Source organism: Kitasatospora sp. NBC_01246 (genome assembly GCF_036226505.1).
Taxonomy (GTDB): Bacteria; Actinomycetota; Actinomycetes; order Streptomycetales; family Streptomycetaceae; genus Kitasatospora.
Window position 1 is genome coordinate 3,737,331 of record NZ_CP108484.1, and the last position, 15,750, is coordinate 3,753,080.

10 protein-coding genes and 1 tRNA gene are annotated in these 15,750 nt (G+C 70.6%); all 11 read right to left on the reverse strand.

What is annotated here, in order from left to right:
* Positions 1-126: 126 nt before the first annotated feature.
* Positions 127-816 carry a response regulator transcription factor gene (locus OG618_RS16330; RefSeq protein WP_329488160.1) on the reverse strand — a complete coding sequence of 230 codons (690 nt, stop codon included), beginning with the start codon at positions 814-816 and terminating at the stop codon, positions 127-129.
* Positions 813-2,018 (reverse strand): sensor histidine kinase, encoded by a 1,206-nt coding sequence (locus tag OG618_RS16335; protein WP_329488162.1) that lies wholly within the window; start codon positions 2,016-2,018, stop codon positions 813-815. Before OG618_RS16335 ends, OG618_RS16330 begins: the two co-directional genes overlap by 4 nt.
* A 76-nt stretch (positions 2,019-2,094) precedes the next feature.
* Positions 2,095-2,763, reverse strand: a complete 669-nt coding sequence (locus OG618_RS16340) for a DUF4097 family beta strand repeat-containing protein (RefSeq protein WP_329488163.1) — start codon at positions 2,761-2,763, stop codon at positions 2,095-2,097.
* Positions 2,764-2,935: 172 nt separating this feature from the next.
* Positions 2,936-3,009, reverse strand: a tRNA-Met gene (locus OG618_RS16345).
* 213 nt (positions 3,010-3,222) lie between these two features.
* A complete protein-coding gene (locus OG618_RS16350) occupies positions 3,223-7,113 on the reverse strand; it encodes a DNA-directed RNA polymerase subunit beta' (protein ID WP_329488164.1) in 3,891 nt (1,296 codons plus the stop codon).
* Between the two features lie 103 nt (positions 7,114-7,216).
* Positions 7,217-10,693: a DNA-directed RNA polymerase subunit beta gene (gene rpoB / locus OG618_RS16355; RefSeq protein ID WP_329488165.1), complete on the reverse strand. Its 3,477-nt coding sequence runs from the start codon at positions 10,691-10,693 to the stop codon at positions 7,217-7,219.
* 816 nt (positions 10,694-11,509) lie between these two features.
* Positions 11,510-11,890 (reverse strand): 50S ribosomal protein L7/L12, encoded by a 381-nt coding sequence (rplL, locus tag OG618_RS16360; protein WP_329488166.1) that lies wholly within the window; start codon positions 11,888-11,890, stop codon positions 11,510-11,512.
* A 90-nt stretch (positions 11,891-11,980) separates the two neighbouring features.
* The gene (gene rplJ, locus OG618_RS16365; protein WP_329488167.1) at positions 11,981-12,544 is read right to left on the reverse strand and encodes a 50S ribosomal protein L10; all 564 of its coding nucleotides are present in this window, start codon (positions 12,542-12,544) and stop codon (positions 11,981-11,983) included.
* A gap of 339 nt (positions 12,545-12,883) precedes the next feature.
* The gene (locus tag OG618_RS16370) at positions 12,884-13,744 is read right to left on the reverse strand and encodes a hypothetical protein (protein ID WP_329488168.1); all 861 of its coding nucleotides are present in this window, start codon (positions 13,742-13,744) and stop codon (positions 12,884-12,886) included.
* 170 nt (positions 13,745-13,914) lie between these two features.
* A complete protein-coding gene (locus OG618_RS16375) occupies positions 13,915-14,739 on the reverse strand; it encodes a hypothetical protein (protein WP_329488170.1) in 825 nt (274 codons plus the stop codon).
* A 92-nt stretch (positions 14,740-14,831) separates the two neighbouring features.
* The gene (locus OG618_RS16380) at positions 14,832-15,623 is read right to left on the reverse strand and encodes a hypothetical protein (protein WP_329488171.1); all 792 of its coding nucleotides are present in this window, start codon (positions 15,621-15,623) and stop codon (positions 14,832-14,834) included.
* Positions 15,624-15,750 lie beyond the last annotated feature (127 nt).

Genomic DNA, 15,750 nt, shown 5'->3' on the forward strand with positions numbered 1-15,750 from the left:
CTCCGCTCCGCGAGTGCGTTTCCGACACTCCGGATGCTGTCCGCCGGGCCCCTCGTCGCGGATCACCCGCACCGGCGATCCCGCCGGCTCCCCCGCGCGGGGGACTCCCCCCGGGCCGGGCCGCCGTCAGCCCTCTCCCGCGACGACCGCTCCCGCCTCGTACGCGAACACCACCGCGTGCACCCGGTCCCGCAGCCCCAGCTTGCTCAGCACATTGCTGACGTGCGTCTTCACGGTGTGCTCGCTGACCACCAGCTCGGCGGCGATCTCCGCGTTGGAGAGCCCCCGGGCCAGCAGCCGCAGCGTCTCCCGCTCCCGCAGGGTCAGCTGCTCCAGCAGCCGGGACGGCGCCCGGACGCCCTGCGCGGGCGGCCTGGCCCCGCCCGGCCGGCGGGCGGCGAACTCGCCGATCAGCCGGCGGGTCACCGACGGCGCCAGCAGCGCCTCGCCCGAGGCCACCATCCGCACGCCGTGCGCCAGGTCGTCCCGGCGGACGTCCTTGAGCAGGAACCCGCTCGCCCCGGCGTAGAGCGCGTCGAAGACGTAGTCGTCGATGTCGAAGGTGGTCAGCATGATCACCTTCGTCTCCGGGTGGTCCGCGCAGACCCGGCGGGCCGCCTCCAGGCCGTCCATCACCGGCATCCGGACGTCCAGCAGCAGGACGTCCGGGCCGTGCTCGCGCACCGCCTCGACCGCCTCGGCGCCGTCGCGCGCCTCCGCGACCACCTCGATGTCCGGCTGTGCGTCCAGGATCATCCCGAACCCGGCCCGCACCAGCTCCTGGTCGTCCGCGACGACCACCCGGATCGGCTTCACCGGCCCACCCCCTCCCTCGACGCACCCTCGCCCAGCGGCAGCCTGGCACTCACCAGGAAGCCGTTCCCCTCCGGTCCCGGCCCGGCCTCGGCCCGCCCGCCGCAGGCCGCGGCCCGCTCCCGGATGCCGACCAGCCCGCGCCCGCCGGACCAGTCCGCCGCACGGTCCGCCGGCCGGCGCACCCCGCGCCCGTTGTCGGACACCACGACCTCCAGCACCCCGCCCGAGCGGACCACCCGCACGGCCGCCCGGTCCGCCCCGGCGTGCTTGACCGTGTTGGTCAGCGCCTCCTGCACGATCCGGTAGGCGGCCGCCTCCACGTCCGCGGGCAGCGGGCCCGGCGAGCCTTCCGGGTCCAGCTCCAGCTCCACCCGCAGTCCCGCCCCGCGGACCCGCTCGACCAGGCCCGCGAGCTCGGCCAGCCGCGGCTGCGGCGCCAGCTCCGGAGCCGCGCCGTCCTCCTTCAGCACCCCGAGCACCCGCCGCAGCTGCACCATGGCGTCCCGGCCGGAGTCGGCGATGGTGTCGAAGGTCCTGATCGCCCGCTCCGGGTCCTTGTGCACCACCAGCGGGCCGGCCTCCGCCTGGATCACCATCAGCGACACGGCGTGCGCCAGGATGTCGTGCATCTCCCGGGCGATCCGGCCGCGCTCCTGCGCCACCGCGCGCGCCGCGTCGCTGGCCGCCCGCCGGCCGGCCTCCCGGGCCCGCTCCGCCTCCACCTGCGCCAGCCGGCGCAGTTCGCGCACCAGCGAGCCGAAGACGAAGGCACCGACCGAGGTCAGCAGCGAGAACAGCATGCCGTTGAGCGAGTGGGTCCCCACCACGTTGGCCGCCACCACCACGGCCAGCACCGCCCAGCGCTGCCGGTCCGGCGCGCGCTCGGCCACCGTGTACACGGTGACCACCGCGTACAGCGGCAGCTGCGGCATCACCGGGTGCGCCACCACCGAGAGCACCGCCGACACCCCGCCGCTGACGGCCATCACGGCGAGCGGGGCGCGCCGCCGCCAGGGCAGCGGAAGCGCGGTGCCAAGCGCCAGCAGATAGACCCACCAGGGCCGGGTGACGTCGTCGTGGTACACCGCCCAGAACGAGACCCCGGCCGATCCGACGGCCAGCAGGGTGTCCAGCACGTAGGGGCTCACCCCGGCGAACCGCGCCCGCCAGGCCCGCCCCGGCGCGAACCGGTCCTCGTCCACGTACCCCCCGTACCCGGGGACCCCGCCCCCGCGGAGAAGATCATGCCCTACCGGCAGCACCGTGGGCACCGGCCCGTCAGGCACCGCCGACCGTCACGCCGCCGGTCTCGGCCCGCGCCGTGATGCTGCGCGCCGCCCCCGCCGCGCGGGGCACCTCCACCGAGACGTCGCCCGTCCCGGCGCTCGCGTCCACCGCGTACGCCTGCCCCGCCGGCACCCGGACCCGGACCCCGCCCGTACGCGCCCGGGCCTCCACGGTGGTCGGGCTCCCCGCGAAGGAGGCCTCGATCCCGCCCGTCCCGGTGCTCAGCCGCACCACCGGCGAGGTCAGCCCGCTCGCCTCCACACCACCGGTGCCGGCCTTCACCTCCACCTCGGCGGCCAGCCCGGTCAGCCGCACCCCGCCGGTCTCCGTGCCGACCCGCACCCGGGTGCCGGCCGGCACGTCCACCTCGTACCCGACCCCGCAGTCGTCGCAGTCGTAGCGCAGCGTCAGGGTGCCGTCCCGGACCTCGTGGCTGCTCGTCGGCGCCGCGCCCCGGTAGTTCTGGTGCTCGGTGACCCGCACCGCCTCCCCGCCGCCGCGGATCGTGACCCCGCCGGTGCGCCCCTCGACCACCAGCTCCCGCACCGGCCCGTCCACGCCGTAGCCGACGTCCCGCCGCTGCTCGTCGCCCTGCAGACAGCCCGACACCCCGGCCAGCACCGCCCCGGTGACCGCCATCGCACCCAGTACCCGCTTCATCGCCGGCTCCCCTCCACGTCCGTCGTTCCGACGCCGCCCAGCCTCCCCCGCCGCCCCCGGCCGGCGCCTCGCCCTCCCGAGCGGTTCCCCCGGCTCCCCCGCGCGAGGGAGCCGGGCGACCCGGGAACGCCGAAGGGCCCGGAGGCTGAATGCCTCCGGGCCCTTCACTGTGTAGCGGGGACAGGATTTGAACCTGCGACCTCTGGGTTATGAGCCCAGCGAGCTACCGAGCTGCTCCACCCCGCGTCGGTAAACACGACTCTACGCGACTTCGTCCGGGGAACCTAATCGGTTTGATATTCGCCCCCGCCAACGGCCCCGTGGAGCCGGTGCGGAGCCCCCGCCGCGTCCTCTCCGACCCCGCCGGCCCCCGGGAAGGCCCCCGGAAGGCCCCCGGAAACGCCGCCGGGCGGCCACCCCCGTGAGGGGTGACCGCCCGGCGGTTCAGGGACCGTCGACTCAGCCGGTGTAGGGACCGTAGTCGTAGTCGTCCAGCGGCACCGCCTGGCCGGAGCCGGCGCCGAAGGGCGACAGGTCGTAGTCGTCGTAGCCGACGGCCGAGTACATCGCGGCCTTGGCCTCCTCGGTCGGCTCGACACGGATGTTGCGGTAGCGGGGCAGACCCGTACCGGCCGGGATGAGCTTACCGAGGATGACGTTCTCCTTGAGGCCCAGCAGCGGGTCCGACTTGGCGTGGATCGCCGCGTCGGTGAGGACCCGGGTCGTCTCCTGGAAGGAGGCGGCCGACAGCCAGGACTCAGTGGCCAGCGAGGCCTTGGTGATACCCATCAGCTGCGGACGGCCGGAGGCGGGGTGACCGCCCTCGGAGACCACACGACGGTTCTCGGTCTCGAAGCGGCCGCGCTCGACGAGCTCGCCCGGGAGCAGCTCGGCGTCGCCCGACTCGATGATCGTCACGCGGCGCAGCATCTGCCGGATGATGATCTCGATGTGCTTGTCGTGGATCGACACGCCCTGCGAGTTGTAGACCTTCTGGACCTCGGCGACCAGGTGGATCTGGACGGCACGCTGGCCCATGATCCGCAGCACGTCGTGCGGGTTGGTGGCACCCATGGTCAGCTTCTGGCCGACCTCGACCGCCTCGCCCTCGCTGACGAGCAGCTTCACACGCTTCGAGACCGGGTAGGCGATCTCGTCGGTGCCGTCGTCCGGCGTGACGACCAGCTTGCGGGTCTTCTCGGTGTCCTCGATGCGGACCCGGCCCTGCGCCTCCGAGATCGGGGCCACACCCTTGGGGGTACGGGCCTCGAAGAGCTCGACGACACGGGGCAGACCCTGCGTGATGTCGTCACCGGCCACACCACCGGTGTGGAAGGTACGCATGGTCAGCTGGGTACCGGGCTCACCGATGGACTGGGCGGCGATGATGCCGACCGCCTCACCGATGTCGACCAGCTTGCCGGTGGCCAGCGAGCGGCCGTAGCAGAAGGCACAGGTGCCGACGGCCGACTCACAGGTCAGGATCGAGCGGGTCTTGACCTCGCTGATGCCGTGGCGGATCAGCTCGTCGATCAGCACGTCACCGAGGTCGGTGTTGGCGGTGGCGAGGAGCTTGCCGTCCACCGTGATGTCCTCGGCCAGCATGCGGGCGTAGACGCTGGTCTCGACGTCGTCCGTCTTGCGCAGGACGCCGTTCTCGACCGTGCCGATCGCCAGCTTGAGGCCGCGCTCGGTGCCGCAGTCCTCCTCGCGGATGATGACGTCCTGGGAGACGTCGACCAGACGACGGGTGAGGTAGCCGGAGTCGGCGGTACGCAGCGCGGTGTCGGCCAGACCCTTACGGGCACCGTGGGTCGAGATGAAGTACTCGAGAACGGTGAGGCCCTCACGGAACGACGCCTTGATGGGACGCGGGATCGTCTCGTTCTTGGCGTTGGACACCAGACCACGCATACCGGCGATCTGACGCATCTGCATCATGTTTCCACGAGCACCCGAGTCGACCATCATGAAGATGGGGTTCGTCTTCGGGAAGTTCGCGTTCATGGCCTCGGCGACCTCGTTGGTCGCCTGGGTCCAGATGCCGATGAGCTCCTGCTTGCGCTCGTCGTTGGTGATCAGGCCGCGCTCGTACTGACGCTGGACCTTCTCCGCCTTCGCCTCGTAGCCCTCGAGGATCTGGGGCTTGCTCGGCGGGACGACGACGTCGGAGATCGAGACCGTGACACCCGAGCGGGTGGCCCAGTGGAAGCCGGCCGCCTTCAGGTTGTCCAGGGTCGCCGCGACGACGACCTTGGGGTAGCGCTCCGCCAGGTCGTTGACGATCGCGGAGAGCTGCTTCTTGCCCACCTCGTAGTCGACGAACGGGTAGTCCTCGGGCAGCAGCTCGTTGAAGAGCGCGCGGCCCAGGGTGGTCTTCAGGCGGAAGGACTCGCCCTCGAACCAGTTCGACTGACCGTCCTCGTCGACCGGCGGGGTCCAGCCACGGGGCGGGACGGTGCCGATCGGCAGGCGGATGTCGATGACGGCCTGGACGTCCAGCTCCTTGGCGTCGAAGGCCATGACGGCCTCGGCGGTCGAGGAGAAGGAGCGGCCGGCGCCCTTGACGTTGTCGCGGTCCGAGGTCAGGAAGAACAGACCCAGCACCATGTCCTGGGTCGGCATGGTGACGGGGCGACCGTCGGCCGGCTTCAGGATGTTGTTCGAGGACAGCATCAGGATGCGGGCCTCGGCCTGCGCCTCCGCGGAGAGCGGCAGGTGGACGGCCATCTGGTCACCGTCGAAGTCCGCGTTGAACGCGGTGCAGACGAGCGGGTGGATCTGGATGGCCTTGCCCTCGACCAGCTGGGGCTCGAAGGCCTGGATGCCGAGGCGGTGCAGGGTGGGTGCGCGGTTCAGCAGCACCGGGTGCTCGGCGATGACCTCTTCGAGCACGTCCCACACGACCGGGCGGGCACGCTCGACCATGCGCTTGGCCGACTTGATGTTCTGCGCGTGGTTCAGGTCCACCAGGCGCTTCATCACGAACGGCTTGAAGAGCTCCAGCGCCATGGCCTTGGGCAGACCGCACTGGTGCAGCTTGAGCTGCGGGCCGACGACGATGACCGAACGGGCCGAGTAGTCGACTCGCTTGCCGAGCAGGTTCTGACGGAAACGACCCTGCTTGCCCTTCAGCATGTCGCTGAGGGACTTCAGCGGGCGGTTGCCGGGGCCCGTGACCGGGCGACCACGACGGCCGTTGTCGAACAGCGCGTCGACGGCCTCCTGGAGCATGCGCTTCTCGTTGTTCACGATGATCTCGGGGGCACCGAGGTCGAGAAGGCGCTTCAGGCGGTTGTTGCGGTTGATCACGCGGCGGTACAGGTCGTTCAGGTCGGAGGTCGCGAAGCGGCCACCGTCCAGCTGCACCATCGGACGCAGGTCCGGCGGGATGACCGGGACGCAGTCCAGCACCATGCCGTTGGGCTTGTTGGTGGTCTGCAGGAACGCGGAGACGACCTTGAGGCGCTTCAGCGCACGGGTCTTCTTCTGGCCCTTGCCGGTGCGGATGATCTCGCGCAGGCGCTCGGACTCCTCCGCCAGGTCGAAGGTCTCGAGGCGGTCCTTGAGGGCCGCCGCGCCCATCGAGCCGGAGAAGTAGGTGCCGAAGCGGTCGCGCAGCTCGCGGTAGAGCAGCTCGTCGCCCTCCAGGTCCTGGACCTTGAGGTTCTTGAAGCGGGCCCACACCTCGTCGAGGCGGTCGAGCTCGCGCTGCGCGCGGTCGCGCAGCTGCTTCATCTCGCGCTCGGCACCCTCGCGCACCTTGCGGCGCACGTCGGCCTTGGCGCCCTCGGCCTCCAGCTCGGCCAGGTCGGTCTCGGCCTTCTTGGCGCGGGCTTCGAGGTCGGAGTCGCGGCGGTTCTCGATCTGCTGGCGCTCGACCGAGACGTGCGCCTCCAGGGACGGGAGGTCGCGCTGGCGACGCTCGTCGTCCACCCAGGTGATCATGTAGGCGGCGAAGTAGATGACCTTCTCGAGGTCCTTCGGCGCCAGGTCGAGCAGGTAGCCCAGGCGGGACGGGACACCCTTGAAGTACCAGATGTGGGTGACCGGGGCGGCCAGCTCGATGTGGCCCATCCGCTCACGGCGCACCTTGGCGCGGGTCACCTCGACGCCGCAGCGCTCACAGATGATGCCCTTGAAGCGGACGCGCTTGTACTTACCGCAGTAGCACTCCCAGTCCCGGGTCGGACCGAAGATCTTCTCGCAGAAGAGTCCGTCCTTTTCGGGCTTCAGGGTGCGGTAGTTGATGGTCTCCGGCTTCTTGACCTCGCCGTGCGACCACTGGCGGATGTCGTCGGCGGTGGCCAGGCCGATGCGGAGCTCGTCGAAGAAGTTGACGTCAAGCACTGGTCGTCAAGCCCTCTTTCGTAAGTCGAGAGTCGTTCATGTGGTCTGAGGGGGGCCTGGGGGCGGGCCGGCTCCCAGTGGTGAAGAGCCGGCCCTGCCTCCGTCAGACCTCTTCGACGCTGCTCGGCTCGCGCCGGGACAGGTCGATGCCGAGCTCCTCGGCGGCGCGGAACACGTCCTCGTCGGAGTCCCGCATCTCGATGGACTGGCCGTCCGAGGACAGCACCTCCACGTTGAGGCAGAGCGACTGCATTTCCTTGATGAGCACCTTGAAGGACTCGGGAATGCCGGGCTCGGGGATGTTCTCGCCCTTGACGATGGCCTCGTAGACCTTCACGCGGCCGAGAACGTCGTCGGACTTGATGGTGAGGAGTTCCTGCAGCGCGTAGGCGGCGCCGTACGCCTCAAGGGCCCACACCTCCATCTCACCGAAGCGCTGACCACCGAACTGCGCCTTACCACCCAGCGGCTGCTGGGTGATCATCGAGTACGGGCCGGTCGAACGGGCGTGCAGCTTGTCGTCGACCAGGTGGTGCAGCTTGAGGATGTACATGTAGCCGACCGAGACCGGCATCGGGAACGGCTCGCCGGAGCGGCCGTCGAACAGCCGGGCCTTACCGGTGGAGTTCACCAGGCGCTCACCGTCACGGGTGAGGGTGGTGTTGTCCAGCAGGCCGGTGATCTCGTCCTCGCGGGCGCCGTCGAAGACCGGGGTGGCGAGGTTGGTGCCGCCCTGGACGGTGTCGGCGCCGATCGCCTGGAGGCGCTGGGCCCACTCGTCGGCGAGGCCGGAGACGTCCCAGCCCTGCTTGGCGAGCCACCCGAGGTGGATCTCCAGGACCTGTCCCGGGTTCATTCGGGACGGGACACCCAGCGGGTTGAGGATGATGTCGACCGGGGTGCCGTCCTCCAGGAACGGCATGTCCTCGACCGGCAGGATCTTCGAGATGACGCCCTTGTTGCCGTGACGGCCGGCGAGCTTGTCACCGTTGGTGATCTTGCGCTTCTGGGCCACGTAGACGCGGACCAGCTGGTTGACGCCCGGGGGCAGCTCGTCGCCCTCTTCGCGGTCGAAGACGCGCACGCCGATGACCTTGCCGGACTCACCGTGCGGCACCTTCAGCGAGGTGTCGCGGACCTCACGGGCCTTCTCACCGAAGATCGCGCGGAGCAGGCGCTCCTCCGGGGTCAGCTCGGTCTCGCCCTTGGGCGTGACCTTGCCGACCAGGATGTCACCGGTGACGACGTCGGCGCCGATCCGGATGATGCCGCGCTCGTCGAGGTCGGCGAGGACCTCCTCGGAGACGTTCGGGATGTCCCGGGTGATCTCCTCGGGGCCGAGCTTGGTGTCACGGGCGTCGACCTCGTGCTCCTCGATGTGGATCGAGGAGAGGACGTCGTCCTGCACGAGGCGCTGCGACAGGATGATCGCGTCCTCGTAGTTGTGACCCTCCCACGACATGAACGCCACGAGCAGGTTCTTGCCGAGGGCCATCTCGCCCTCGTCGGTGCACGGGCCGTCGGCCAGCACCTGGTTGACCTCGACCCGGGCGCCCTCGTCCACGAGCACCTTCTGGTTGAAGGCGGTGCCCTGGTTGGAGCGGGTGAACTTGGCGGCGCGGTACGTGGTGTACGTGCCGTCGTCGTTGGCCACGGTGACGTAGTCGGCCGAGACCTCCTGGACGACACCGGCCTTCTCGGCGGTGATGACGTCCGCGGCGTCGACGGCGCAGCGGTACTCCATGCCGGTGCCGACCAGCGGAGCCTCGCTCTTCAGCAGCGGCACCGCCTGGCGCATCATGTTCGAGCCCATGAGCGCGCGGTTGGCGTCGTCGTGCTCGAGGAACGGGATCATGGCGGTCGCGACCGACACCATCTGGCGCGGCGAGACGTCCATGTAGTCGATCTCGGTGCCCGGGATGTAGTCGATCTCGCCGCCACGGCGGCGGACCAGGACACGCGGCTCGGCGAAGGTCAGCTCCGCCGTCAGCGGGGCGTTGGCCTGCGCGATGACGTAGCGGTCCTCCTCGTCGGCCGTGAGGTAGTCGACCTGCTCGGTGACGACACCCTCGATGACCTTGCGGTACGGGGTCTCGATGAAGCCGAACGCGTTGACCCGGCCGTACGAGGCCAGCGACCCGATCAGACCGATGTTCGGGCCTTCCGGGGTCTCGATCGGACACATGCGCCCGTAGTGCGAGGGGTGCACGTCACGGACCTCGAAGCCGGCGCGCTCACGGGAGAGACCACCGGGACCGAGGGCGGACAGACGGCGCTTGTGGGTCAGGCCCGACAGCGGGTTCGTCTGGTCCATGAACTGCGACAGCTGGCTGGTGCCGAAGAACTCCTTGATGGAGGCGACGACCGGCCGGATGTTGATCAGGGTCTGCGGCGTGATCGCCTCGACGTCCTGGGTGGTCATGCGCTCGCGCACGACGCGCTCCATACGGGCGAGACCCGTACGGACCTGGTTCTGGATGAGCTCGCCGACGTTGCGCAGACGACGGTTGCCGAAGTGGTCGATGTCGTCGACCTCGACCACGATGTCGCGGCCCTCGGTGTCACGCCACTCGGTCTCGCCCGCGTGCAGCTTCACCAGGTACTTGATCGCACCGATGATGTCGGGCTCGGTGAGCACGCCGGAGTCCAGCGACTCGGCGTTGCCCAGCTTGCGGTTGACCTTGTAACGGCCGACCTTGGCGAGGTCGTAGCGCTTCGGGTTGAAGTAGAGGTTCTCCAGAAGCGTCTGCGCGGCCTCGCGGGTGGGCGGCTCGCCCGGGCGCAGCTTGCGGTAGATGTCGAGCAGCGCGTCGTCCTGGCCCTGGGTGTGGTCCTTCTCCAGGGTGGCGCGCATCGACTCGTACTCGCCGAACTCCTCGAGAATCATCTCGTTGGTCCAGCCGAGCGCCTTGAGCAGCACGGTGACGGACTGCTTGCGCTTGCGGTCGATGCGGACGCCGACCATGTCGCGCTTGTCGATCTCCATCTCCAGCCAGGCACCACGCGAGGGGATGACCTTGCAGGAGTAGATGTCCTTGTCGGACACCTTGTCCAGGGTGGAGTCGAAGTACACACCCGGGGAGCGGACGAGCTGCGAGACGACGACACGCTCGGTGCCGTTGATCACGAACGTGCCCTTGTGGGTCATGAGCGGGAAGTCGCCCATGAAGACCGTCTGAGACTTGATCTCACCGGTCTCGTTGTTGGTGAACTCGGCCGTGACGAAGAGCGGGGCCGCGAACGTGAAGTCGCGGTCCTTGCACTCGTCAATGGAGTTCTTCGGCGGCTCGAAACGGTGGTCGCGGAAGGTCAGCGACATCGACCCACTGAAGTCCTCGATCGGCGAGATCTCTTCGAAGATCTCCTCCAGACCGGACTTGGTGGGGACGTCCTGACCACTCTCCAGGGCCGCCTCGACCCGGGCCTTCCAGGCCGCGTTGCCGAGCAGCCAGTCAAAGCTCTCGGTCTGCAGGGCCAGGAGGTTCGGGACCTCGAGGGGCTCCTTGATCTTCGCGAACGAAACGCGGAGCGGGGCGGTGGATGCGGCGGAATTGTTCGAGGCGTTGCGCGGCGCGGCCAAGAGGGGGGTCCTTCCGAGGGCTCGGAGCTCACTGCGCGCGTACCGGCCGGGCCTGGAAAGGCTTGGTCCCACCTCCCTCGCCACTGGCCTCTGCCGGGTCGTGAAACCCGAGGTCAGAGCCGTTTTGCGGAGGCGGTGCCAGACCCCTTCAGGGCAACGCAAACTCCGGGCGACGAGTCACGGAGCAGCTAACAGGCAGCGCAAAGGGACAGTGTAGCCAAACGGCACACTGCTGTCCAGCTCTGATTCGGAAACCGAATCGGAGACTCCTCCCGGTAGCCGGCGAACGCGAACGCCCGCCGGGTACTGCACTGGCCCGGACACCGCCGGGCCGCCTCGACTCACGTGGAGTCACTTCCCTCCGGAGCCGCTGGTTATGCATCCACCAGCGAACCAACCGGGGCGGACTCGCGCCACGAGAATCGCGCGCCGCGCCCGGTTCGTCAAGGGCCCGCCTCCGGCACGGACCTCGACCCGTCCATCGCCCTGGACCCGCCCGGCGTTACAGAAGCCGTGGTGAGGGCCACTCTCGATGACAGCGATCACCATACCCGCCCGCACCGACGGTGCCGAGTGCGCTCTCGGCCACTCCGGTGCCGCCGGGCCGCGGGGGCCGCCGCGGGGCCCCGGGAGGGCCCGCTCCGGACGCCTCTGCCCGGCGCCCGGCGCCGGCGCCCGGTCCGGACCCTCCCGGGGCCCGGGAACACGAAAAAGGCCGGGCCGACCACCCGCGAGGGTGATCGGCCCGACCCGTGGCATCCTCCGCCCTCAGTGAGGGCGTGCGGCTGCCTCCCGGCCCTCAGGGCCGGGGAGGAGTCACTTGACGGTGACCTTGGCGCCAGCGGCCTCGAGGGCAGCCTTGGCCTTCTCGGCAACGTCCTTGGCAACCTTCTCCAGGACCTTGGCACCAGCGGTGTCAACGAGGTCCTTGGCCTCCTTCAGGCCGAGGGAGGTCAGGGTGCGCACCTCCTTGATGACCTGGATCTTCTTGTCGCCGGCACCGTCGAGGATGACGTCGAACTCGTCCTGCTCCTCAACAGCCTCGACCGGGGCAGCGCCACCGGCGGCGGCAACGGCGACCGGAGCGGCAGCGGTGACGTCGAACTTCTCCTCGAACGCCTTCACGAAGGCGGCGAGCTCGATGAGGGTGAGCTCCTCGAACTGCGCGAGCAGCTCGTCCTGGGTCAGCTTCGCCATGATTGGCGTCCTTCCACTAATTCGGCAGGTGGTGCCGTATGTACGGGTTGGCGGGCGTACGGGCCCGCAGCGAGGCGTGAGCCTGCGGAATTACTCCGTGGCCTCGTCCTCGGCGGCGGGAGCCGGCGTACCGGCACCGCCCTGCTCGACCTTGTCGCGCAGCGCGTCCACAGTGCGGACGAGCTTCGACGGCAGGGCCTGGAAGAGCGCGGCAGCCTGGGACTGCTTGCCCTTCAGCGCGCCGGCCAGCTTGGCGAGCAGCACCTCGCGGGACTCGAGGTCCGCGAGCTTCTTGATCTCATCGGCGGTCAGCGCCTTACCGTCAAGGACACCGCCCTTGATGATGAGAGCGGGGTTCTCCTTGGCGAAGTCACGCAGAGCCTTCGCCGACTCCACCGGGTCACCGGTGACGAAGGCGACAGCCGTCGGACCGGCGAACAGGTCGTCGAGCTCCGTGATCCCGGCCTCATTGGCCGCAATCTTGGTCAGCGTGTTCTTCACCACGGCGTACTGGGCGTTGTCACCCAGCGAGCGACGCAGGGTCTTAACCTGCTTCACCGTCAGACCGCGGTACTCGGTCAGCACGGCCGCACTCGAGGCACGGAACTGCTCCGTGATCTCGGCGACGGCGGCAGCCTTGTCGGGCCTAGCCATAGGCTTACGCCTCCTTCCGTGATGTCGAAGTCAGGCCGACCGCGAAAGTCGACCATTCGAACCTCGGACCACCGGACGGAAGGAAAGCTCCTGCGGAAAAGCAGATGAGCCCCGGTGCGCAGGCGCACGGGGCTCAGTTCGACCTCGACGGGTCCACGTGCGAACACGCGGGTCCCGGAAGTCCAAGCTCCAAACAATCCTGCGCGGGCTGCCTGCGACGAATCGCAGATCCTTCGGTCCCCGCGCCTCTTGCGAGTGCACGGCGACAACCAGCGGTCTTTGGCTTCGGTAACACTAGCCGGACTCGTCCGTCCGGGGCAAATCGCCCACCCGGGGCCCTCAGCGGGCCAGCGGGGAGATGCTTCGGGTGCCCACGTCCACGGTGTCCGCCTCGGCCGGGGCCTGCACCGAGAGGGTGCCGGCGAAGTCGCTGTAGAGCACCGCGTCGTCCGCCCGGCCGCTCGCCCCGGTGCCCGTGCGCTGCAGCCGGACCAGCTGGTCCTTGTCGTTCAGCCACAGGTCCAGGGTCAGCGAGACCGAGCCGCCGGGGGCCAGCGCGGCCCGCAGGCCGTCCCGGCGGGCCTGGCCCAGCTGGACCTGGGCGGCCGCGTAGCGCTCGGCGTCGGTGGTGACCCGGAAGTGCTCGACCGCCGAGTCCTCGAACTTCTCCTCGCCGAGGTACTGCGCCTCGATCCCGTCGGCGGTCGCGGCGGCCAGCGCCTCGACCGGGTTCAGCAGGTCGATCAGCCCGGCGTAGGGGATCTCCCGGTGGCCGTCCGCGGTCGGCGCCACGGAGAACCGCTCCCAGTGCCGGCCGGCCTGCCGGGCCGCGGTGGCCGCGTCACCGCCCTGGTACGCGACGGTGTCCACGACGATCAGCTGCTCGGCCTCGGCCGAAGTGGAACGTTTGACCTGGAGCGCGGTCTTCGGCTGCCAGAACAGCGGGCCGGAGCCGGCGTCCGCCCCCAGCCGGTAGCTGACCTTGGCCCGGCGGGCGGTCTGCATGGTGAGCTGGGCGGAGAGCAGGACGCCGTGCGGCGACCGGTCGGTGGGCTTGGCCGGCCCGGTCGCGGCGACGGTGCTCGGCGACGGGGTGCCGGACGGCACCGGCGAGGCGCCCCCGCCGCTGCCGCACGCGGTGAGACCGCTCGCCAGGAGCACCGCGGCCGTGATGGCCGCCAGTCGCTGCCGCACCGCCATGCCCCCTCTCCTTCCGTCCGGTCACCACTGCGGCGGTCCCGCTGCGGGCCGCCCCGTCCCCGGCCGCCGTGGACCGGCCGTGCTGTTCCAGCCACCTTGCCACCAGGGACCGGACCGACCTGCGGCGACCCCCTCGGCCCGTCGGGCGGTGTCGCCGGCGCCCGGTGGGGTCAGCTGCGGAAGACCTTGGCGAAGTCGGCCCCCTTGCCGACGTCGCCCGCGGCCGGTGCCTCGATCTTGGGCGCGGCGCCGAGGCCCGAGTAGGTGACGGTGACGGCCGAGGACTCGCCGCCCTTGTCGCCGTACTCCCGGAGCTGGACGAGCTCCTGCTTGTCGTTGATCCAGAAGTCCACGGTCAGCGTGCTGCCGCCGGTGTCGAGCGTCTGGCGGACGGCCGCGCGCTGGTCGCCGCCGAGCGCGCTCAGGCTGTCGGCCAGCTTGGCGACCTCCTCGACGGCGCGGTAGTGGGTGGTCTGGACCCCGCCGACCGCCTCCGCGCCGACCTTGGTGAGCTTGCCGCCCTGGGCCGCCGCCGACAACTGGAGGACCGGGTTCGTCAGTTGCGCCACGGTCAGGAACATCACCGACATCGAGCCGACGACCGGGTCCTTCGGCTCGATCCTGGCCCAGTGCTTCCCGCCCAGCACGGCCGTGGTCTGCAGGCCGCCGCCGAGGTAGACCTCGTCACCGATGATCCTCGCCCTGGTGCCCGACTCGGTCTTGGCCGCGACGTCGACGACGGTCCGCTGCTGCCATTCGGCGGTACCGGCCATCGGGCCGGCCTCCGCGGTCAGCGCGAGCGAGCCGTTGCCGGCCCGCTGCATCACCACGGCCGAGGCGGCCAGCGCCGCCCGCGGGTCGAGTCCCGCCGCGGCGCCGGCCACGGCGTCACCGGCCGCCTTGGTGCCGGTCGTACCGTCGCTGCCGCAGGCCGCCAGCCCGGCGGCCAGGACGGTCGCCGCGACCGTGACGCACGCATGGCGCAGAACGCGCATAAGGAGCCCCCCAAAGACCTGATCATCAGAAAATACCCAGCGGACTCTAATGGATCACCGGGCGCCTTCCCCACCGCGTGCGGTGGCGCCGCCTAGCCCGCGGGGGCCGGGCTCTCGGTGCCCGTCCCGAGCTCGGAGACGTCCGTCGTGGTGACCACGGTTCCGGCGCTGCCCACGGCGGTGGCGCGCAGCCGCAGCAGGCGGTCGCCGGGCGCGATCCAGACGTCGTACCCGATGGCGGTCACGCCGCGCTCCCGGTAGTAGCCGAGGACCACCGCGAGCCGCTCGGGGGTGAGGCCCTGGTCCGCGGCGAAGTACTCGGCCACCGGCGCGCTCCCCTGGTAGTGCGCCACGGTGGTGCCGGCGAGCTCCTCCCCGCCGAGCGAGGTGAGCCGGCCGGCCAGTGCCATGGTGTGCGCCGAGTCGCCCGGGTTGGATATCAGCCCGGTCATCCAGCCGCCCGCGTAGCCGCCCGCGCCCGGGACGGCTCGCGGGTCGAGCGACTCGGCCTCGGCCCGCTCGGCCCGCAGCGGCGCCGCCCCCTCGTATCCGAGGTCGACCGTGCCGTCCTGGCTGCGCAGCCGGCCGGTGCCCCGCTCGTCGGTGACGGTCAGCTCGGCCGCGTCCCGGGGGCCCCAGACCACGGTGCCGGCGGCGGTGCGCCGCCCGGCCGGGCCCTCCTCGACCGTCCGCACCCGCGCGCCACCGGTGTCGTCCAGTGTCTGGGTGGCCGAGAGCAGCACCTGCTTGGGCGGGCGGACCGTCGCGGGTGCGCCCAGCGGCGTGCGGTCCCCCGAGACCGCCAGCAGGCTGCACGCCGTCAGGCCGCTGGCGAGCACCAGGAGGGCCGCCCCCCAGGCGGCGGGGCGAAGGGCGGGCGGCACGGCACACTCCGGCGGTCGACTTCGGTCGGGCATCGATCAGATGATCGGACCGGCCGAGCGTACGACGAGCCGCCCGGGAGTTCCCCACCGCCGGGATCTCGATCCGGACACGACGACGGGCCCGCAC

Bases quoted from the DNA above. Each gene is read 5' to 3' on its own strand.
- rplJ (WP_329488167.1), bottom strand. From the start codon at position 12,544: ATGGCTAGGCCCGACAAGGCTGCCGCCGTCGCCGAGATCACGGAGCAG.
- rplL (WP_329488166.1), bottom strand. From the start codon at position 11,890: ATGGCGAAGCTGACCCAGGACGAGCTGCTCGCGCAGTTCGAGGAGCTC.
- OG618_RS16370 (WP_329488168.1), bottom strand. From the start codon at position 13,744: ATGGCGGTGCGGCAGCGACTGGCGGCCATCACGGCCGCGGTGCTCCTG.
- OG618_RS16340 (WP_329488163.1), bottom strand. From the start codon at position 2,763: ATGAAGCGGGTACTGGGTGCGATGGCGGTCACCGGGGCGGTGCTGGCC.
- OG618_RS16375 (WP_329488170.1), bottom strand. From the start codon at position 14,739: ATGCGCGTTCTGCGCCATGCGTGCGTCACGGTCGCGGCGACCGTCCTG.